Here is a 19,182-nt window from a genome sequence, read left to right on the forward strand (position 1 = left end):
TAAGGCGTTTATCAGTACTCGTGGACCAATCGCAACACTCCATTCTCAACAAGCTAACACCAATGGTTAGCCAGTGCATGCTGGTTGACCGCCATCCTGTGCAGAGAAAATTACAGCAATTGGACAAACAGCTGGCTGAAGGCAAGTCGATTACGGATGCCGTGCAATCACTGCAAAGCCGCATTGCAAAATCCATTGCCCTGGTAGAGCAACGTCAGCAGCAAGTGCCCAGCATAAACTTTCCAGACCTTCCTATTGCTGATAAGCGCGATGAAATTGCCCAAGCTATCAGCCAGCATCAGGTGGTTGTTATTGCGGGTGAAACCGGCTCTGGTAAAACCACCCAGTTACCAAAGATTTGCCTTGAGCTGGGTAGGGGTGTGAACGGTTTAATCGGCCATACCCAGCCCCGCCGTTTGGCTGCGCGCACGGTGGCGCAGCGAATTGCTGATGAACTGGAAACACCATTAGGTGAAGGCGTAGGTTATCAGGTTCGCTTTACCGACCATGTTTCGGAAAACTCCCATATTAAATTAATGACCGATGGTATTTTGCTGGCGGAAATCCAGCGGGATAAATACCTGAATCGCTATGACACGCTGATTATTGATGAGGCCCATGAGCGCAGTTTAAATATTGATTTTTTATTGGGGTTTCTAAAACAGCTACTGCCGAAGCGTCCGGATTTAAAAGTGATTATTACCTCGGCGACCATTGATCTGGAAAGTTTTTCCAAACACTTTAACGATGCGCCAATTATTGAGGTGTCAGGTCGTACCTATCCTGTTGAAACCTTATACCGACCGTTAGATGACCTGTCTGCCGAGGGTGATTTAATCACCGGTATTGAAATGGCGATCAGCGAGTTAATGAGTGTCGAGGGTAGCGCCAAAGGTGATGTGTTAGTTTTTCTCAGTGGTGAAGGGGATATTCGCGAGGTTGCCCGGCACTTACGCCAATTACAAAAAGATGAAAGGGCATGGCAGCACTGTGAAATACTGCCCTTATATGCGCGCCTAAGTAATGCCGAACAAAATAAAGTGTTTAATATCACGGGGCGTCGTGGTCGGCGAATTATCCTGGCCACCAATGTGGCAGAGACCTCTTTAACAGTACCGGGTATTCGCTATGTGGTTGACCCGGGCTATGCGCGTATTAGTCGCTATAGTTACCGCACCAAAGTACAGCGCCTGCCTATTGAGCCTATTTCACAGGCCAGCGCCAACCAGCGAAAGGGGCGTTGTGGCCGTGTGGCTGAAGGCGTCTGTATTCGCCTGTATGAAGAAGCGGATTTTAACAATCGCCCCGAGTTTACCGACCCTGAAATTAAACGCACTAACCTGGCCTCGGTGATTCTGCAAATGCTGGGTATGCGCATGGGAGCAGTGGATAAATTCCCCTTTGTAGACCCCCCTGACCATCGCATGATCAGTGATGGTTTTAAGTTATTGGAAGAACTGGGCGCTGTCGATAAAAAACGCCAGCTTACCTCCGCCGGCAGAACTTTAACCCGTTTTCAGGTTGACCCCCGTTTAGCGCGGATGATTATTGCTGCGGAAAAACTGGATTGCCTTGAAGAAATTCTGGTGATTGTTAGTGCCTTGAGTATTCAGGATCCACGAGAACGACCCGCAGACAAACAACAGGCCTCCGATGAAAAACACCGTCGCTTCTGGCATAAAGAATCGGATTTTTTATCCTATGTAAACCTCTGGAATTATTACGAAGAAAAACGCCAGGAGCTGAGCCAGGGGCAGTTGCGCAAACTCTGCCAGCGTGAGTTTTTGGCTTATATGCGGATGCGGGAATGGCGGGAGATTCATCATCAATTACGCCTGGCTTGCCGCGACTTAAAATATAAGCTCAACAAAGAACCGGCAAATTATGAATCTGTGCATAAAGCCTTATTGTCTGGCCTGTTAAGTCATATCGCCAATCTGGATGATGATCGACAATATCTTGGGGCGCGTAACAGAAAACTGCGTATTTTCCCCGCCTCGGCTTTATTTAAGAAAAATCCCAAATGGATTGTCGCCGCTGAAATTGCTGAAACCTCCCAGGTCTACGCCCGTTGCTGTGCGCAGATACAGCCCGAGTGGCTATTGGGTATTAACGACCCCCTGTTTAAACGCAGTTATAGCGAACCCCATTGGCAACAAAAAGCGGGCAGAGTGATGGCCTATGAGCGACTTAGCCTTTACGGCTTAATAATTCGTGAAAAAACCCGCGTTCATTACGGGCCTATAGAGCCCAGGCTTTCCCGCGAGATATTAATTCGTGCCGGCTTGGTAGAAGGCAATATTCCTAAAACCCTACCCACCAGCAAAGCGTCTTTTTTTAGCCATAACCAACAGTTGGTTAAGGATATTGAAGACTTGGAAGCCAAATCCCGCCGCCGGGATATTTTGGTGGATGACCAACAGCTGTTCCAGTTTTACGATGAGCGTATTGGCCTGGATGTTATCACCCTGAAACACTTTGAAAAGTGGCGCAAAGGGGCGGAGCATAAACAAGCCAAACTGTTATATATTGATAAAGAGCGTCTAATGCAACATGGCGCGGCCCATATCAATGAGATGCAATTTCCCGCCCGGTTAAGCGTCGGTGATTTGGTGTTTGGTCTCAGTTATCGCTTTGAACCTAACCACCGGGCTGACGGTGTAACTGTTACCATTCCTATTGGTTTGCTTAACCGAATCCCTCGTCATCGTTTTGAATGGTTGGTGCCGGGTATGCTCAGGGATAAATGCATTGCGCTGGTAAAACTATTACCCAAAAATTTGCGCAAGCAGGTTGTGCCCGTACCTGAATATGTCGACAAGGCATTGGCGCAGATTAGCCCCGATGATTCACCTTTACTGGAAGTGTTAACGCGCCAACTAAAGCAGGTTGCTGGAGTTGTTATTCCCATGGAGTCCTGGTTGCCGGACCAACTGGATGATTTCTACCGCATGAATTACCGCGTCGTTGATGCCGATGGAAAACCGTTGGGGCAGGGGCGCAACCTGGAAAAACTGTTAGCCAATTTTAAAGGTCAGGTAACAGAAACCCTGCAAGAACAAACCCAGCAGCGCTTTCAAACCGACAATATTAAACAGTGGGATTTTGGCGAGCTGCCCACGGAATATCAATTTAACCAGGCGGGTGTGACAGTCACCAGCTATCCGGCTTTGGTGGATTGTAAAAACAGTGTTGCGATTGAGCTAAAAGACTTTCCCGAGCAGGCCGAGTTGGAAAGCCAGCGGGGTTTGGTGCGGCTATTTATGTTGCAAATGCCCCAGCAGTTAAAATACCTGCGTAAGGAATTACTCCGTGGCAATACCATTAGCCTGCAATTAGCCGGTATTTCCCAGCAGCGAGATGAGTGGCTGGATGACCTGTTGTTCTCGGTGTTTCATCGTGTATTTATTGCCGATAAACCGTTGCCACGCTCTGACGAGGCTTTTCAGCAGCGCCTGCAGGCGGAAAAGAAAAATCTGGTAGAAGAAGCTAGTCGTGCCGCTGAAGTACTCTCAGAAATTGCAGCTATCTATACCGCTATCCGTAAACAATTAAAAAGCGCCAATGAGCTGTCCTGGGCTTTGGCCATTGGCGATATACAACAGCAGCTATCACTGTTATTTGCACCGGGTTTTATCAAAGACACCCCCTGGCAATATCTGCAGCAATATCCACGCTATCTAACCGCTATTGATCAACGGTTAGAAAAACTCCGTGGACATTTTCAACGTGATAAGCAATTGCTGGTGGGTTTAAGAGAGCTGAGTGAACCCCTTTATGCGCAGTGGAAAAATAATCATGATGCTGAAATGCGCAGTGAGCAACTACTGGCATTTCGTTGGTTGCTGGAGGAATACCGAGTCTCACTGTTCGCGCAAAAGCTGGGGACCTTACAGCCCGTTTCAGAGAAGCGTTTGAAGGCTATGTGGCAGGAAGTAAAAACTTCTTTACTGGATGTCAGTAGCTAAATTAACGTCATCCCCGCGGGAATGACGTTTTTAAAATAACTGCTAAAATAAACCGTATGAAAAAACAACTTAAATACGAATCTATCACAGTACCTTTGCCCTCGACGGATCAGGCCCACCTTACCCGTTTTTATAGGGATAAGAGAAATCTGGGTACTCCTGTGTTTATGTTGCACTCAACACTGCAAGATGGCAGTACTTTCTTTAGTGATAAAGGCACCGGTCTTGCCTGTTATCTGGCACGGCAAGGCTATGATGTTTTTGTGGGGGATATGCGCGGCAAGGGTAAAAGCTGGCCGCAGGTAAATGCCTCGTCGGTCTTTGGTTCGCATCAAGCGATTAATGAAGACATCCCTGCGATGGCACACAAAATCAAAATGCTGCGAGGCCATATTCCGCAGATTTGGGTAGGCCATGGTTGGGGTAGCGTTTTGATGGCCAGTTATTATGCTCGCTATGGTGATAGCTTGTGTTCTGTGGCAAAAATGGCGCATTTTGCGGCCCGGCGCCAAATCCTTTCCGGCAATTCTGCAAAAACATTTTTTATCAATTTTCTATGGCGCAAGTTGGGTAAGTTGCTGATCTCAATCAATGGTTATATACCAGCGAAGAAAATGCATCTAGGGGCGAGCAATGAATCCAGGGCCCATTACCAGGATTACCTGAGATGGTCGAGCAGCGACCAGTGGGTTGATGCTGAAGATGGTTTTAGCTATGGCGAGGCCATTCGCCAACAGCAACTACCACCAAGTTTCTATTTTGCCGCCAGTTCAGACAAAGCCTATGGCGACCCGGATGATGTGCGGGAATTTATGAAAGAACTGGGCCCGCATGATGGTCGTTTAATGGTCTTAAGTCGCCGTGGCGGCAATGCCAGGGACTACAACCACCTTAATATGGTGCGCCATAAAGACTGCGATACCGACCATTTCCCCCTCCTGTTAGACTGGCTGCAGCAGGCCTAGCTATAGTTTTGGTGGAATATATTTCACCCTACGTGGGGTGGATCGCGATCCACCATCATCCCTGGCACCGTAGAAAGTGAGATTTATTGATATTTTATGATCAATGATGAACTTGTTAGTATGACCTGAGTCATAGCCCTCACAGCAATTGTGGTTGCCTGCATTGGGAATCCGCTTATTGTTGGCGACACCGCTGATACTAGCTACACTAGGAGTGCATGTATTATTTGCACATTATTTAAGATGGAAGCTGGACTAACAGGCTAAGACCTGCAGCAAACTTAATTTAACCCCCGGGCAATTGGAGATCCCTATGTCTAAGTCCTCAAACAAAACCCAAATCGCAGCCGCTTTAGGTGCTGCATTCCTTGCAACTTCAGTTGCTCCCATCGCGTCTGCTGACGTTAACCCATTTTCAGCTACCCAGCTAAATGCCGGTTATGATCTGGCCAACTATGGCGACCACGAAGGTAAATGTGGCGAAGGTAAATGTGGTGGCGATAAAGCCGACAAAGAAGGCAAGTGCGGTGAAGGCAAGTGCGGCGGTGATAAAGCCGACAAAGAAGGCAAGTGTGGTGAAGGTAAATGCGGCGGTGATAAGGCTGGCAAAGAAGGTAAATGTGGTGAAGGTAAGTGTGGTGGCTAAGCATTATGCTTAACCTATCGCTTATCATTTCCTGAAAACATCGTCATTCCCGCGAAGGCGGGAATCTAGCCTGCCTGCTTATGCTGTTATTTCCGCTAAAGCGGAAATTGACAGCACTGGATTCCCGCCTTCGCGGGAATGACGTGTGTTCTAGTACTGACGTTTATTGATCATTCTTCCATGCATAAAACTTTAAAACCCAATACAGCAGGTCTTGGCTTACGCAGAGCCCTGATGGATCCATTGGCAGATTTACCCGACGGTGCCCTCGACTTTATGGAAGTCGCTCCAGAAAACTGGATTAACCTGGGTGGTCGGCTCAAAAAACAATTTCGACAATTCTCTGAACGCTATCCTATTCACCTGCACGGTTTATCCCTCAATATTGGCGGCGTAGCCCCGTTGGATGAAGAGCTGCTGCAAGCTATCAAAGCGTTTATGGATGAGCATCACTGTCCTATTTACACTGAGCATCTCACCTACTGTGGTGACGATGGTCATCTTTACGATTTAATGCCAATTCCCTTTACTGAAGAAGCGGTGAAGCATGTAGCTGCCAGGGTAAAACGGGTACAAGATGTTTTGGGCCAGCGCATTGCCCTGGAAAATGCCTCTTATTATTGTGCGCCGGACCAGCAGATGTCCGAGAGCGAATTTATTAATGCAGTGCTGGCGGAGGCAGATTGTGATTTATTATTAGATGTTAATAATATCTATGTGAACAGTATTAATCACCACTATGACCCCTACCAGTTTTTAGCCAGCCTGCCATTACACAAAGCCCGTTATATTCATATAGCAGGGCATTATGATGAAGCGGAAGATTTACGGGTAGATACCCACGGTGCCGATGTGATTGACCCGGTATGGGATATTCTCAGGGCTGCCTACCAGCATTGTGGCCCCTTACCCACCTTGTTAGAACGCGACTTTAACTTTCCTGCGGTTGAGGAATTATTAGCCGAAGTGGACATGATTCGCTCATATCAAACCGCCTTTAATCCCAGTGAAAAGGTGGCACAGTAAGATGAGTTTAGACTCAGTGCAGCGCCAACTGGCCTCCCATATTCGCAACCCTGAAAAAGTGGCTGGACCTCAAGGGGTTGAGCCTCGCCGCCTAAAGATCTATCAGGACCTGTTTTACAAAAATATTGAAAACTTTATCGCCAACGGTTTCCCTATATTACGCAGCCTTGTTGACGACGAAGCCTGGCATGCCATGGTCAGGGATTTTATGGTTCATCACCAGTGTCATACTCCTTACTTTTTGGAAATCAGCCAGGAGTTTTTGCTGTATTTGCAAAACCAGCGTCAGTGGCAAGCTGGTGACCCGGTGTTTATGCAGGAGCTGGCTCATTATGAATGGGTAGAGCTGGCATTGGATGTGGCGGACGAAGACCTGGCCAACTTTGAGGGTGACCCGCAAGGGGATTTGCTAACGGCTTTGCCCGAAGTATCGCCCCTGGCCTGGTCACTGGCTTACCAGTTTCCCGTGCACCAAATCGGTGTGCAGTTCCAACCCACTCAGCCCGGTGAGCAGCCCACGTTCCTTGTTGTCTACCGCAACCGGGACGATAAGGTGGGCTTTATGGAAGCTAATTCGGTGACGGCCAGACTGCTGGAATTACTACAGTCAGACGAGGCGGTATCTGGCCAGCAAGTTCTGGAGCAAATAGCTCAGGAAATACAGCATCCCGAGCCGCAACAAGTTGTAGCCGGTGGCTTGGTTATTCTTCAGGAGCTGCTCTCTCTCGATATTATTTTGGGCACAAAATAATCATATAGCCCTCCTGATGTTAAATCCGGCTCTTTTTCTCGGGCTATAGCCCATAGAATACTGGAAACTCGGTTTTGTTTAGATTATTGTTGCCTGCTTAGCGGGGAAAGGGCCGTTGCCAGGTCCATAAGACTATAAATATCGGATAAAAAGAATAGATGATTGGCACAGGGGTATTTTACAAGACCAGGGCGCAGGGCTTAACGGCCATGTTACCTTTACTGCTGTCTTTATTATTGCTGCTTTCAACGGTCGCCACCGCCGAAGCTCAAACTCCGCAAGAGGATGGAGATGCCCGCTTCTGGGAAGTGTGGAATGCCTATATCGTTGAGTTAGTGGAGCAGGAATTATCCACCCCGGACCCCTGGGAGCCACTCAACCGCAAGATTTTCGCCTTTAATGATTTCGCCGACCGCTATGCATTAACCCCTGTAGCCAAAACCTATCAGTTTATTACCCCTGACCCGCTGGAAGCCGGTATTGGTAATATGTTTTCCAACCTGTTTGAAATTACCACCATCCTTAATGACCTGTTGCAGCTTAAGTTTGGCCAGGCTGCCTCGGATGCCGGGCGATTTTTATTAAACTCCACGGTTGGTCTGTTGGGGCTATTTGATGTGGCCACACCGGTCGGCTTAGAGAAGCATGAAGAGGACTTTGGCCAAACACTGGGTTATTGGGGCATGGGCTCAGGTCCCTATATCGTCGTGCCTATTATTGGTTCTTATACCCTGCGTGATGGTGTGGGTGCCTATATCGATAGTTACAGTGACTATGTCACTGATCTCAACCATATCCCCACCCGCAATCAACTATGGTTGATGAGGAATATCGACAATCGAGCAAGGCTATTTGCTGCTGAGGAATTGATTACCGGTGATCGCTACACTTTTATTCGCGACGCCTATTTGCAGCGCCGGGAATATTTGGTCAACGATGGTGTGGTGGTGGATAGTTTCGGTGAAGAAGACTGGGATGACGAAGACGACTGGAACGAAGAGTAGGGGGCGGGTGGATTAAAATCCACCATCCCTGCCGGATTACGCTACGCTAATCCAACCTACCTAATCACGGATTTCTTTAATCGACAGCCCAATACTAAACTGCCCATCCTCTGTTGGCTCAATCCTGGATACTTCTGCGGTGGCATTAAAGGGCAGATGGGTTTCACCCTGCTGGGCAATAGAGACTTCCAATTTAGACCCTGGCTCAAAAGACTGTTCTGACCGCACGTACATACCCGCACCACTCAGGTCTTTACAGATACCCTCATAGTCTTGCCCATTCTGGCGCATCGTCAGCTGAGAATTAATCTTCATGCGAATAAAATCGCGTTTTTCGTTATAGCTTCTCTCACTACAGTTTTTTTCATTGATCGACATAAAAACACCCTTATCGCATATCCCGTTGCATTTATAGTACGACAGCCAAGCCGCGTCAATCCACAGCATTGAGCACTGGTTTATATTTTGGCAAATTTCTTTCATTGTCAGCGCTTTTAGGTTGCACAGCCTGCTGCTTAAGAGTAGTGTTCTGCGGCAACAATAAACACCCGTGATAGAGCAATGACTACTGCAGTCCCGTCTATTTTATTGATTGATACTAACGCCAGTGAGCGTGAAGCCTATGCCGCCTATCTTAAGCAGCAGGGTTATAGCGTTTATGGCACTGCCGACCTTCAGCAAGCCTACGGCATTGTTGAACAACATAGTCCCCAGCTTGTCCTCTGTGACTTAAATGTTCCAACACTGAGCGAGCAAACGATATTACAAGCCATCCAGTCAAATTTTACCCATTGCCCGGTCATCGTGATGTCCAGCGGCGGGGTAATGGCGGATGTGTTGGCGGCTTTGCGCCACGGTGTCAGTGATTTTCTGGTTCGCCCCCTGGCCGATATGGAGGTACTGGCTCACGCGGCTAAGCGGGCTCTGGAACAGAGCCAGTTACGCCAGCAAAACCAGGACTACCGCGAGCAGTTGGAGCGCACAAACCAGGAACTACAAGCCAGCCTGCAACTGCTTGAGCAGGACCAGCTTGCCGGCAAGCAGGTGCAGCGCAAAATGCTACCTGCTAATAACAAGCAGTTTGGCAATATCACCTTTAGTCGCCGCATCGTACCCTCAGTTTATATCAGCGGTGATTTTATCGACTACTTTACCGTGGGTGATGACTATGTGGTGTTCTTTATCGCCGACGTCTCTGGCCATGGGGCATCTTCGGCCTTCCTGACGGTGTTATTAAAAAATATGTTTGCCCGCAAGCGCAGCGACTTTTTTCACCGGGATGACAATACCATCCTGTCACCGGTGGGTATGTTGGATGTTGCCAATCGCAACCTGCTCAATACCAGTATCGGCAAGCATGCAACTCTGTGTGTGGGGGTGATAAACCTCAAAGATAATAGTCTGCTCTACAGTGTTGCTGGCCATCTGCCATTGCCGATTATGGCGGCAGGGGGAGAAGCCAATTATTTACACTGTGAAGGTATGCCAGTTGGCTTGTTTGAGCATGCGCACTATTCAGAAAACACGCTATTATTACCAGAGAATTTTGTTATGACCTTTTTTTCTGATGGTATATTAGAGGTTGTTGAGGCAGAGGGTGTTATCGCCCAGGAGCAGTTCCTGTTAGATAAATTGCAAACTGCCCCCGATAGTATTGACAGTATTGTTGATGCATTGGGATTGAACGAATTAGTAGAGGCACCGGATGATATCGCTGTGTTATTGATATCCCGTTAAAGTAGTAGGTAGTAGCGTCATGCAAGCAGGTAAGATACTGGTAGCACAACATCAAGCGACATTCGTCATCAAGCTGGTTGGCGATGTGCGGCTGACTTTGTGTACTACCATTGACGATTATTTTACCCAGATGTTTTCCAGCCCTTCGATTGATGGTGTGGTTATAGACCTGTCAGAAGCTGAAGGTATAGATAGCACCTCACTGGGCATGCTGGCCAAATTAGCCGTGCAAGCCAAACAGCTTTATCGCCTGGTACCAATAATCCTTTCCCCCAACCCCAACATTACTCGCCTGTTAGACAGCATGGGGTTTAACCAAGTGTTTGATATTCACCAGAATCTCGATGACCAGGCCTGTGATAATTTAGGCGAATTACCGATGAAGTCCGCCGATGAAGCGGGCTGTCGCAGCAAGGTGATAGAAGCCCACCGGATTTTGATGGATCTTAATGAAAGTAATCGGGAAACCTTTTCTTCTTTAGTAACTACCCTGGAAACCGCTTTCTAATAGTTATCAGTTTTTATAATAGTTAACTTTTGCAGATAGAGCGGTGATAATAGTGCTTCTGATAATAACAGTCTATGCGCTAGCGTTTAACCTATGGCTTCTCTAACCACAAACCCCGATAGTTTTCGTGATTTATTGCGTAGCGATACCCCCTTTCTTGATGTGCGGGCTGAGCTGGAGTTTGCTGCTGGAACACTGCCAGGCTCCTTTAACATCCCGATTCTAAATAATGATGAGCGCCATCAGGTGGGGACCTGTTATAAACAGCAAGGGCAGGCGCAGGCGATAGAGTTGGGGCATCAACTGGTTAGTGGTGATACCAAACAACAGCGTATAGCGCGCTGGTGCCAGTTTGCCAAAGACAACCCAAACGCTCACCTCTATTGCTGGCGAGGTGGTATGCGTTCCAACCTAACGCAACAGTGGATGCAACAAGCGGGTGTGGATATTCCTCTTATTGAGGGAGGCTACAAAGCCCTGCGCCGGGTATTACTGGATGAGATAGAAGCGACCACCCATTCCCCAATGATCATTATCGGCGGCAAAACCGGCACCGCTAAAACTCCGTTGATTAATGAACTGGCTACCGGTATTGATCTTGAAGGCTTTGCCCATCATCGCGGTTCCAGTTTTGGTCGTCGGGTTGAAGAACCTCCCTGCCAGGTTAATTTTGAAAATCGTTTGGCGATTGAGTTGCTAAAAAAGCGGCATGCTTTTAACCATCACCCACTATGTTTTGAAGATGAAAGTCGAATGATTGGGCCAATCAGCTTACCCCATAATTTATGGCTGGCGATGTGTGAAACCCCTATTGCTGTGGTGGAAATGTCACTGGAATTTCGTGTTCAACGTATTTTGCAGGAATATGTTGTGGAGATGGAGCAGGAGCACCTGGCTGTAGATACTGAGCAAGGCTATCAAAACTATCGCCAGCATTTATTAGCGAGCTTATACCGTATTCGCAAGCGCCTGGGCTCAGAGCGTTATCAACAATTAGAAAAAGTCATGAGCGGTGCGCTAGACCAACAACAAAGCAGCGGTGATGTCTCAGCCCATGAAGCATGGATTGAAACCTTGCTGGTCGACTACTACGACCCTATGTATGAACACCAACTGCAAAACAAACAGTCCCGCATTCAATTTAGCGGTGATTACCAACAAGTTGCAGCATGGGTTTCTACCCAGCAGTATACTGATTAATAGAGCGGTTAAAGGGAATTGGCTTTACTCAACAAGAAATTCAGTTGCAGCACTTCGGTCGCTGGTAATCGGCTATCCATCAGGTTTTGGACCCACTCAGCGTAGGCCTGTGCCATTTCCTGGTGCAATTGCCGGCCACCCATAGTCATACTGATTTCAGTCAGGCGCCGATCTTTGCGATTGCTGCGTCTCTCCAGCAGATCTTCGTTTGCCATCCGCTCAACGAGTTTAGTGATATTGCCATTGGAAGCCAGTAGCTGGTTGGCTACTTTACCTATGGATTGCCAGGGATCTTCGCCCTTGGCCAATTGGGACAATAAATCAAAACGGGTAAAGCTTTGATTAAAGTGTTTGCGAAAACGCTGGTTTATTTCCTGCTCGAAGCTTTTTGAGCAGCGTAGAAGTTGCTGGGTAAACTCAAGGTAAATTTGTTGCCCTTGTGGTAAGTCCTGTTTCGTTCTTGTGTCCATGCTTGCAGTCCATATGGCCTAATTATCAATTATTAAAATATCCTTACTTACATGTAAATAAAATTCAAAAATCCTTTTCTGCAACCTCTTAGTGCTGATTAGTATAAACCATACCTCATAATAGTGATAAAAAACATACCCCATTATACCTACTAACACTTTTATTTAGCTCTATTGTTTATTTGACTCTGGGACTACGCATGGTAACAAATTCTTCAGCGGCGGTTGGGTGAATGCCAATCGTGTTGTCAAAAATCGCTTTCGTGGCGCCAGCTTTCATCGCTACAGCCATACCTTGAATAATTTCACCGGCATCTTCGCCTGCCATATGAATACCCACTACTCGGTCGGAGGCCGTATCCACAATAAGCTTCATATAGGTACGTTCTGCTCTACCGCCAATGGTATGTTTCATAGCGCGGAACTCAGAATCGTAAACGGTAATATCTGAATATTTTTTTCTTGCCGCTTCTTCAGATAATCCACAAGTACCAATATTAGGCTGGCAAAAAACAGCGGTTGGAATAGTGTCGTAATCTACGGTGGTGGCTTCGTTGTTATACAGTGTTTTTGCGAATGCCATACCTTCTGCCAGAGCCACTGGAGTTAGTTCCATACCGCCGGTAATATCTCCCAAAGCATAAATGTTAGATTCACTGGTTTGAAAGTTTTCACCGATTTTAATGGTGCCGTTATCGTTAAGTGCCACGTCGACATTATCAAAACCTAAATTTTGTAAATGAGGCTTGCGGCCGGTGGCATATAAAATAGCGTCAGCTACTATTGAACTTCCATCTTCCAAAAGTGCTGTTAAACTACCGTCAGCCTGTTTTTCTATGGTGGCGATATTACTGTTAAAACGCAGGTCTATGCCGGAAGCGGCAATTTCTTTTGCGGCAAACTCTCTAATATCCTGATCAAAACCACGTAAAAACAATGGGCCGCGATAAAGTTGTGTGGTCTGTGCACCAAGGCCATTAAAAATCCCCGCGAATTCTACGGCTATATAACCACCTCCAACCACTAACATACGTTTAGGGAATTCCTCCAGGTCAAAAACTTCATTAGAGCTAATGGCATATTCGCTGCCTGGAAATTCAGGAATATAGGGCCAGGTGCCGGTGGCAATCATAATGCGCTCTGCCGTGTATTGCTGGTCATTAACCGCAACAGTGTGATTATCGACAAAGCGTCCACGGCCATCAATAACGGTTACACCGGCGCCGCCCAGCATAGTGTCGTAAACCCCGTTTAAGCGGGAGATTTCTTCGATCTTGTTATCACGTAGTGTTGGCCAGTCAAATTCGGGAGCACTGGTACTCCAGCCAAAGCCCTGGGCGTCTTTAAATGCATTGCGATACTCTGAGGCATAGACATACAGTTTTTTGGGTACGCAGCCTACATTGACGCAGGTGCCACCCATATAACGATCTTCTATAACCGCCACTTTGGCGCCGAAGGAGGCGGCCATGCGGCTGGCCCTAACACCGCCAGAACCGGCACCAATAATAAGCAGGTCAAAGTCGTATTGATGTGTACTCACAGTATTTCTCCGTAATGTTTTCAGTTTGTTATTGCGCAGTGGTGAGGATATTAGTGCCTCAAGGCAAAAATATAAACTTGTTAATCACTATTTGTTTCTTTGCGCTTGCGGTGTACTCCGCAAATGCAAGCGGTGCCGTAATTGCCGCGAGCCCTGGTCAACAAGGATATTTAACAGTGCACTGACAGCAATCAGTATTACTGCAACATCCAGCCGAAAGCTCTCAAACGCGCTATCAATATAAAAACCCAGGGTATGCACGCCAAGTATCCCCAAAATAGCACTCTCTCTTAAGATGACCTCCCAGCGGTAACAAAGAAAGGCTAAAAATTGCCCGTATATGCGCGGCATAATTTCAAAACAATAACGATGAAAGCCCTTACTGGCATCCAGTCGCAACGTTATTTGATGGCTATGGCGACTGATTAGGTTGGCGATAATAGCGCCATTATGAATAGCCAGTGCAATAATTGCGGGCAGCATGGATGGCCCTAACAGAAGTAATAAGGCGAAAGCGATAATCAGTTCAGGGGTTGAGCGCAAAATCACCAAAGCCAGGTGACTGCTAAAACGAATCGGTAGAGAAAAGAATTGCCGGGAACTAAAAGGAAACAGACAAAGAGCAATTACGGCGGTGAGCAGTAAGGCAATTTGGGTAACCACCAGAGTGTTGCCAATACCTGGCCCTATTTCAGTACTGCCTAAATGACTAAGCCAATATAAAATGCCGTTAATATCTTCGCCATTTCGAATCGGCAGGGGGATGATATCGTGGAGAAAATGACTGGCCAGTGAGAGTTGTAGGCCCTCTTGCCCCCACAAACTAAATAGCGCAACCGCAAAATACAGTGGCAACAATGTGGGCCGCATCCACCAGCGCAGTGATGCAATCATAATATAGAAAATAAACAGAATACCGGCGGCCTGGCTGTAAAGGCCTTGCATAAAAGCCGTTTCCAAATGAAAACCCAGGGTAGGCAGACCAATAAAACCTAATACAGTGCTGGAACGTAGGCCGCACTCTAATCGGTATAGGCTATAGCTGCGAAAATGCGGCAACAGTTGTGGCCACTGAGCATAAAAAAAATGACTAAAACGATCGCTGTGTCTGGGGGCAACGGCTTGGGATTGGTGCTCTTCAATAATTTCAGCAAAAACTTTGGCAAAGATACCGGTATAGGGCAGGGCAATAGCCAAATAGCCTGCTAGTGGGTGAATACCAATCAGTTGAATAAATAGCAGCCCCCAAAATAATTCATGTACAGAGCGAATGGCGGCACATAAAGAGCGCAGCCATAACTGGTGAAAGAACAGACTTAAAAAAAGTCCGCCCACCGCCGCTGTGCACACCGCTAAAAAAGCGTAGCTAAATGTTTGCGCAATAGCGGCAATCAGTTCGTCAAAAGGTAACAGCGTAGGTTGAAAAAATCCTCCCGCCATTGCCGCAAATTCCTGCCATGGGCTGCGGTTGCTGATTTCAATATCGGCAAAGGGTAAACATAACAGGGCCGCCGCCAGCAATAACAGAAAACTGCGAATACCTGTGGGCAGATGATAGCGCGGTGCGCTAATCATGGTCGTAAAGGGGCTCTAGTTGGTCGGGGGTGATATTATCAGGGTGGTCGTTTAAAACGATTTTTCCCTGTTGAATACCAATAATCCTGTCGGCAAAAGCCAATGCTTGTTGGGTGTCATGCAGGGCGATCACACAACTTTGGCTATGTTGTTGGCTATGTTGTTCGCTATGTTGTAACAACGCTGAGATAACCGTGTCGGCCATGGTTTTATCCAGGCTGGAAGCGGGTTCATCGGCAAGGATAATATCAGCCTGGCTGTAAATGGCTCGGGCAATGGCAACCCTTTGTTGTTGCCCGCCGGATAGTTGGCTAACGGTTTTATAAAGTTGCTGGTCCAGGTTAAAGCTGCCTAACAGCTTGCTTATCGCTTCAACATGTTTAGGACGTGGCCACAGTAAATTGATTAAGTTATAGCTTCGTGAGTGTTGGTCCAGTCGGCCCATATAGATATTGTGAAAGACCGAGAGTTTGTCCACCAGCCCCAACTGCTGTGGCACCCAGCCAACGCGATGATCCGTGTTGCTGAGATGTTGGTAGATCAGTTTCAGTAAGGTTGATTTACCCGCGCCACTTTTCCCCAGCAAGGCAATGCGCTCTCCTTGATGAAGCTCCAATGTGACCTCATCTAACACCCGTTGCTGCTGATAAAAAACTTCAGCATTTTCAAGGCGGAGTAAAGGTTGTGGCGAGGGGGTCATTGCTTAGTCCAGCAAGCCAATGGCGCGGGCGGTATCTTCAATAGCTTGATAATCCTTATTGCTGGCCGGCACAAAAGCTTTTCTGGGGAAGGCGTTAAGTAATTCCGGGTTTTTCATATCGAGCAGGGCTTGTTTTACTTTTTGTTTAAAGCCTTCTCCCCATCGTTTGTCTACATCGCCCCTGACAGTCCACTGATAATCAGGATAATGGGGTGTAGTCCATATAATACTGACTTTATCCAAATCGACTTTCCCTGCGGCTAATTCTTTTAACCAGACCTGGTAATTTAATGCCCCCAACTGATAGCTACCACTTTGTACCAACGCAATAGTGCGTGAATGGTTGCCAGAAAACCCGACCCGGCTAAACAGTTGCTCAGGGCTTTGTTGAAATTGCTGTTGTAAATAATACTCCGGCATCAGGCGTCCCGATGTTGAGCTTTTAGAGCCAAAGGTAAAGGTCATGCCTTTAATGTTTTCGCTAAGCTGTGCACCGTTAATAAGCCCAGTGCTGTGGTGGGCTATAAAATAACTTTTAAATTCGGGGTCTTCGGCCCCTTGGGCAATGGCTGCTGATCCCGGCGTTAGGCGTCGGGCTTGTACGCCGGTTAAACCACCAAACCAGGCCAGTTGTACCTGGTCATTGCGAAAGGCGCTAACGGCGGCGGCATAAGATTTTACCGGAACATATTTTACTGCTACGCCCAGTTGTTGTTCCAGATAGTCGGCTACTTTAGAAAAGCGGGCGTTTAACCGGGTTTCATCGGCATCGGGGATCGCGGTAAAGACAAAAGTCTCGGCGGCGGCAGTGCTGCAGAGTAATAAGGTCAGTAAGGTTTTCGATAGTTTGCTAATCATAATTTCTCTACAGTTTGTAAGGTAATATGGTTGCGGTTGTCGATGTGGCCAATAATGGCAGCATGGGGACAATCACTGTGTTGTAGTGCTTTCAGGCAGTCGTCAGCTCTGTCGGCATCAATCGCCGCTAATAAACCGCCTGCAGTTTGTGGATCAAACAGCAGTGGAAAAAAGCTATGGGTTTTAAAGTCATCAGCATTGCTTAGCCCTTGCTGCGCTTTGGCATTATCCGGGTGCAGTGAGCTTAACCAGCCATTGCCCGCGCATTCGGCGGCGCCATTTAACACGGGTAATTGATCAAGTTCAAGGCTGGCACCGCAGTCTGTGGGTTTTAGCATTTCTAATAAATGGCCCAGCAAACCAAAGCCGGTAATATCAGTACAGGCGGTGGCACCATGGTGGTAAATAATCTCTGCCGCGTTTTTATTGCTGATGAGCATTTGCGCAATAGCTTGATCTATCCAGCGGCCCTGTGCCTGTCCCTGCATATTGGCGGCCAGCAAGGTGCCAGTGCCTAATGGCTTGGTGAGTATTAGCGCCTGGCCTTGCTGGAGATTACCTTTGGTCAGTAGTTGCCCTTTATCAGCCACACCATTTACCGATAGGCCAAAACCCAGTTCAGCGCCTTCACTACTATGCCCACCGATTAAAGCCGTGTTCTGTTCGTTAAGACTGTCTACCGCGCCACTCATCATTTGCAACAAAGTATCTTCCGTCAACGTTTCGCTGGCATAAGGAATGGTTGCTATCGCGAGGGCAGAGTGGGGTGTTGCACCCATGGCGTAAATATCACTGAGGCAATGGTTGGTGGCAATACGTCCAAGCAAGTAAGGGTCATCAATAAAGGCGCGAAAATAATCAACGGTTTGCAACCATTGTTTATTAGCCGGTGGTGTAATAACAGCGGCATCATCGGGAGCATTAAGGCCAATGGGGGTGTCAGGGTTATCGGTAATATTCAGTTGTGCCATCACGCGATTAAGAATTTGATGACCCACCTTGGCGCCGCAACCACCGCAACGCATGGCGACTTCATCTGCTGGCATTTTGGTGGTTTTAGTTGTATTGGGCAGCTGTTGGTACTGGGCCATAAAGGCTCGATCAATACGATCTTTCCAGCGCCATAACCATTGCCCTGAAACGCTCAATGGCCCTCTTGAGGCAATCGCCTGTTTATCCCCGGTCATTAATAAACTGAGAAATTGCCGCTGCGGTCGATAGGGTAATAGTGCCTGTCCCATAATAGCCCGGCGCAGGTTGTTGCTTAAATGTTTGCCGGCACGCACGGCATAGACACCACTTTTAGCCAGGGGCTGCTGGCTAAAGTCTGCAATATCTCCGGCAGCAAATACATTGGGGTGTGAGGTGCTTTGCAGGTATGGGTTAACGCTGATAAACCCCTGTGAATCACAGGCCAGCCCCGTTTGTTGTGGCCACTGCGGGCTGCCGGCATGAATCGCCCAAATGATTTCGTCGGCCTTGCTGTTCTGGGCGTTATTAAAATTAAGCTGGTATTGCTTGTCGATTTTTTCAGCACTGGCTACTGTGTGCTGAACTTTCAGGGTGATGCCTCGCTGCTGCAGTAGCGCTGTCATTTTTTTCCGTGTACGGGGGTTATGGGTTGGCAGTATTTCATTGGTGCCGCAGTAAAGGGTGAAGTGTGGGCTTTTGCTGCTACCGTTGCGCTGCTGCCATTGGTACTGGCAGGCCAGGGCGACTTCAGCGCTGGCGGCGCCACCGCCAATAATGGCGACCTTAGATGCTGGCGTTAACTGGGAGGCTGTCTGTTCCCAGCGGGCTAAAAAAACGTCGATGGGTTTAACCGCAATGCCATAATTTTCGGCACCAGGTATGCTTTGAGTAGCCGGTTGCGAACCAATATTGATGGATAACCAGTCATAGCGAATTGGGCTGCGGTCGTGGCAAAGCACCTGTTGCTGCTCCAGATCGATATCGCTGACCTGGGATTGGAAGAAGCGAACCTGGGCAAACTGGCATAGCTTGCGCAGATCGATATGGGCTTCATCATACTGGTAGTGGCCGGCAATCATGCCGGGCATCATGCCGGAGTAGGGGGTATGGCTGTCTTTACTGATAACCGTAACCCGCAGGCCCGGCACAGGGTTCATCCCCAGTTGTTTGATCACCGCCAGGTGGCTGTGGCCACCGCCAACCAGTACCAGGTCCTGTACCAGATCAGTAGTGTTAACTTGAGATGTTGTTGAGTCCAT

General features: G+C 47.8%; 16 protein-coding genes. 9 read left to right on the forward strand and 7 right to left on the reverse strand.

The window, feature by feature from the left end; all coding sequences use genetic code 11:
- Window positions 1-20: 20 nt before the first annotated feature.
- The 6 genes from hrpA (at window position 21) to P8H32_RS00825 (ending at window position 8,360) form a co-directional block, all read left to right on the forward strand.
- Window positions 21-3,968: an ATP-dependent RNA helicase HrpA gene (hrpA, locus tag P8H32_RS00800; protein ID WP_367279132.1), complete on the forward strand. Its 3,948-nt coding sequence runs from the start codon at window positions 21-23 to the stop codon at window positions 3,966-3,968.
- Window positions 3,969-4,024: 56 nt separating this feature from the next.
- Window positions 4,025-4,933 carry an alpha/beta fold hydrolase gene (locus P8H32_RS00805; RefSeq protein ID WP_301088207.1) on the forward strand — a complete coding sequence of 303 codons (909 nt, stop codon included), beginning with the start codon at window positions 4,025-4,027 and terminating at the stop codon, window positions 4,931-4,933.
- A 313-nt stretch (window positions 4,934-5,246) separates the two neighbouring features.
- Window positions 5,247-5,579, forward strand: a complete 333-nt coding sequence (locus P8H32_RS00810; RefSeq protein ID WP_301088208.1) for a hypothetical protein — start codon at window positions 5,247-5,249, stop codon at window positions 5,577-5,579.
- Between the two features lie 180 nt (window positions 5,580-5,759).
- Entirely contained in the window at window positions 5,760-6,605 is an 846-nt protein-coding gene (locus P8H32_RS00815; protein WP_301088281.1) for a DUF692 domain-containing protein, read from the forward strand.
- A 1-nt stretch (window position 6,606) separates the two neighbouring features.
- Complete coding sequence (locus P8H32_RS00820) at window positions 6,607-7,356, forward strand: DUF2063 domain-containing protein (RefSeq protein ID WP_301088209.1); 750 nt, start codon at window positions 6,607-6,609, stop codon at window positions 7,354-7,356.
- A gap of 209 nt (window positions 7,357-7,565) precedes the next feature.
- Window positions 7,566-8,360, forward strand: a complete 795-nt coding sequence (locus tag P8H32_RS00825; RefSeq protein WP_301088210.1) for a VacJ family lipoprotein — start codon at window positions 7,566-7,568, stop codon at window positions 8,358-8,360.
- A gap of 60 nt (window positions 8,361-8,420) precedes the next feature.
- Here P8H32_RS00825 and P8H32_RS00830 read toward each other — a convergent pair whose 3' ends face one another.
- Entirely contained in the window at window positions 8,421-8,738 is a 318-nt protein-coding gene (locus tag P8H32_RS00830) for a PilZ domain-containing protein (protein ID WP_297293225.1), read from the reverse strand.
- Between the two features lie 183 nt (window positions 8,739-8,921).
- On the opposite strand from P8H32_RS00830, the gene P8H32_RS00835 reads away from it, so the two are divergent.
- From P8H32_RS00835 to mnmH, 3 genes are all read left to right on the forward strand, one after another.
- Window positions 8,922-10,097 carry a SpoIIE family protein phosphatase gene (locus P8H32_RS00835; RefSeq protein ID WP_301088211.1) on the forward strand — a complete coding sequence of 392 codons (1,176 nt, stop codon included), beginning with the start codon at window positions 8,922-8,924 and terminating at the stop codon, window positions 10,095-10,097.
- Between the two features lie 19 nt (window positions 10,098-10,116).
- Complete coding sequence (locus P8H32_RS00840) at window positions 10,117-10,605, forward strand: STAS domain-containing protein (protein WP_297293227.1); 489 nt, start codon at window positions 10,117-10,119, stop codon at window positions 10,603-10,605.
- 93 nt (window positions 10,606-10,698) lie between these two features.
- Window positions 10,699-11,805, forward strand: coding sequence for a tRNA 2-selenouridine(34) synthase MnmH (gene mnmH, locus P8H32_RS00845; RefSeq protein ID WP_297293228.1), 1,107 nt, complete (start codon window positions 10,699-10,701; stop codon window positions 11,803-11,805).
- Between the two features lie 8 nt (window positions 11,806-11,813).
- On the opposite strand, the gene P8H32_RS00850 is transcribed toward mnmH, so the two are convergent.
- The 6 genes from P8H32_RS00850 to selD all read right to left on the reverse strand — a co-directional run bounded on the left by P8H32_RS00850 (window position 11,814) and on the right by selD (window position 19,182).
- The gene (locus P8H32_RS00850) at window positions 11,814-12,275 is read right to left on the reverse strand and encodes a MarR family transcriptional regulator (RefSeq protein ID WP_301088212.1); all 462 of its coding nucleotides are present in this window, start codon (window positions 12,273-12,275) and stop codon (window positions 11,814-11,816) included.
- A 178-nt stretch (window positions 12,276-12,453) separates the two neighbouring features.
- A complete protein-coding gene (gorA, locus tag P8H32_RS00855) occupies window positions 12,454-13,818 on the reverse strand; it encodes a glutathione-disulfide reductase (RefSeq protein ID WP_297293230.1) in 1,365 nt (454 codons plus the stop codon).
- An 87-nt stretch (window positions 13,819-13,905) separates the two neighbouring features.
- Window positions 13,906-15,393, reverse strand: a complete 1,488-nt coding sequence (locus P8H32_RS00860) for an ABC transporter permease (protein WP_297293231.1) — start codon at window positions 15,391-15,393, stop codon at window positions 13,906-13,908.
- A complete protein-coding gene (locus P8H32_RS00865; RefSeq protein ID WP_297293232.1) occupies window positions 15,386-16,093 on the reverse strand; it encodes a phosphonate ABC transporter ATP-binding protein in 708 nt (235 codons plus the stop codon). Before P8H32_RS00865 ends, P8H32_RS00860 begins: the two co-directional genes overlap by 8 nt.
- 3 nt (window positions 16,094-16,096) lie before the next feature.
- Window positions 16,097-16,951, reverse strand: a complete 855-nt coding sequence (locus P8H32_RS00870; RefSeq protein ID WP_297293233.1) for a putative selenate ABC transporter substrate-binding protein — start codon at window positions 16,949-16,951, stop codon at window positions 16,097-16,099.
- The gene (selD, locus tag P8H32_RS00875) at window positions 16,948-19,182 is read right to left on the reverse strand and encodes a selenide, water dikinase SelD (protein WP_301088213.1); all 2,235 of its coding nucleotides are present in this window, start codon (window positions 19,180-19,182) and stop codon (window positions 16,948-16,950) included. The genes P8H32_RS00870 and selD overlap by 4 nt, the downstream gene beginning before the upstream one ends.

Origin of the sequence: Oceanicoccus sp., from assembly GCF_029238675.1 — a bacterium.
GTDB lineage: Bacteria > Pseudomonadota > Gammaproteobacteria > Pseudomonadales > Dasaniaceae > Oceanicoccus.

What these genes read in the sequence shown, in the direction of transcription:
- P8H32_RS00805 (WP_301088207.1), top strand. Translation starts at nt 4,025, where the DNA reads ATGAAAAAACAACTTAAATACGAATCTATCACAGTACCTTTGCCCTCG.
- P8H32_RS00810 (WP_301088208.1), top strand. Translation starts at nt 5,247, where the DNA reads ATGTCTAAGTCCTCAAACAAAACCCAAATCGCAGCCGCTTTAGGTGCT.
- P8H32_RS00815 (WP_301088281.1), top strand. Translation starts at nt 5,760, where the DNA reads ATGCATAAAACTTTAAAACCCAATACAGCAGGTCTTGGCTTACGCAGA.
- P8H32_RS00820 (WP_301088209.1), top strand. Translation starts at nt 6,607, where the DNA reads ATGAGTTTAGACTCAGTGCAGCGCCAACTGGCCTCCCATATTCGCAAC.
- P8H32_RS00825 (WP_301088210.1), top strand. Translation starts at nt 7,566, where the DNA reads ATGTTACCTTTACTGCTGTCTTTATTATTGCTGCTTTCAACGGTCGCC.
- P8H32_RS00830 (WP_297293225.1), bottom strand. Translation starts at nt 8,738, where the DNA reads ATGTCGATCAATGAAAAAAACTGTAGTGAGAGAAGCTATAACGAAAAA.
- P8H32_RS00835 (WP_301088211.1), top strand. Translation starts at nt 8,922, where the DNA reads ATGACTACTGCAGTCCCGTCTATTTTATTGATTGATACTAACGCCAGT.
- P8H32_RS00840 (WP_297293227.1), top strand. Translation starts at nt 10,117, where the DNA reads ATGCAAGCAGGTAAGATACTGGTAGCACAACATCAAGCGACATTCGTC.
- mnmH (WP_297293228.1), top strand. Translation starts at nt 10,699, where the DNA reads ATGGCTTCTCTAACCACAAACCCCGATAGTTTTCGTGATTTATTGCGT.
- P8H32_RS00850 (WP_301088212.1), bottom strand. Translation starts at nt 12,275, where the DNA reads ATGGACACAAGAACGAAACAGGACTTACCACAAGGGCAACAAATTTAC.
- P8H32_RS00860 (WP_297293231.1), bottom strand. Translation starts at nt 15,393, where the DNA reads ATGATTAGCGCACCGCGCTATCATCTGCCCACAGGTATTCGCAGTTTT.
- P8H32_RS00865 (WP_297293232.1), bottom strand. Translation starts at nt 16,093, where the DNA reads ATGACCCCCTCGCCACAACCTTTACTCCGCCTTGAAAATGCTGAAGTT.
- P8H32_RS00870 (WP_297293233.1), bottom strand. Translation starts at nt 16,951, where the DNA reads ATGATTAGCAAACTATCGAAAACCTTACTGACCTTATTACTCTGCAGC.
- selD (WP_301088213.1), bottom strand. Translation starts at nt 19,182, where the DNA reads ATGGACTCAACAACATCTCAAGTTAACACTACTGATCTGGTACAGGAC.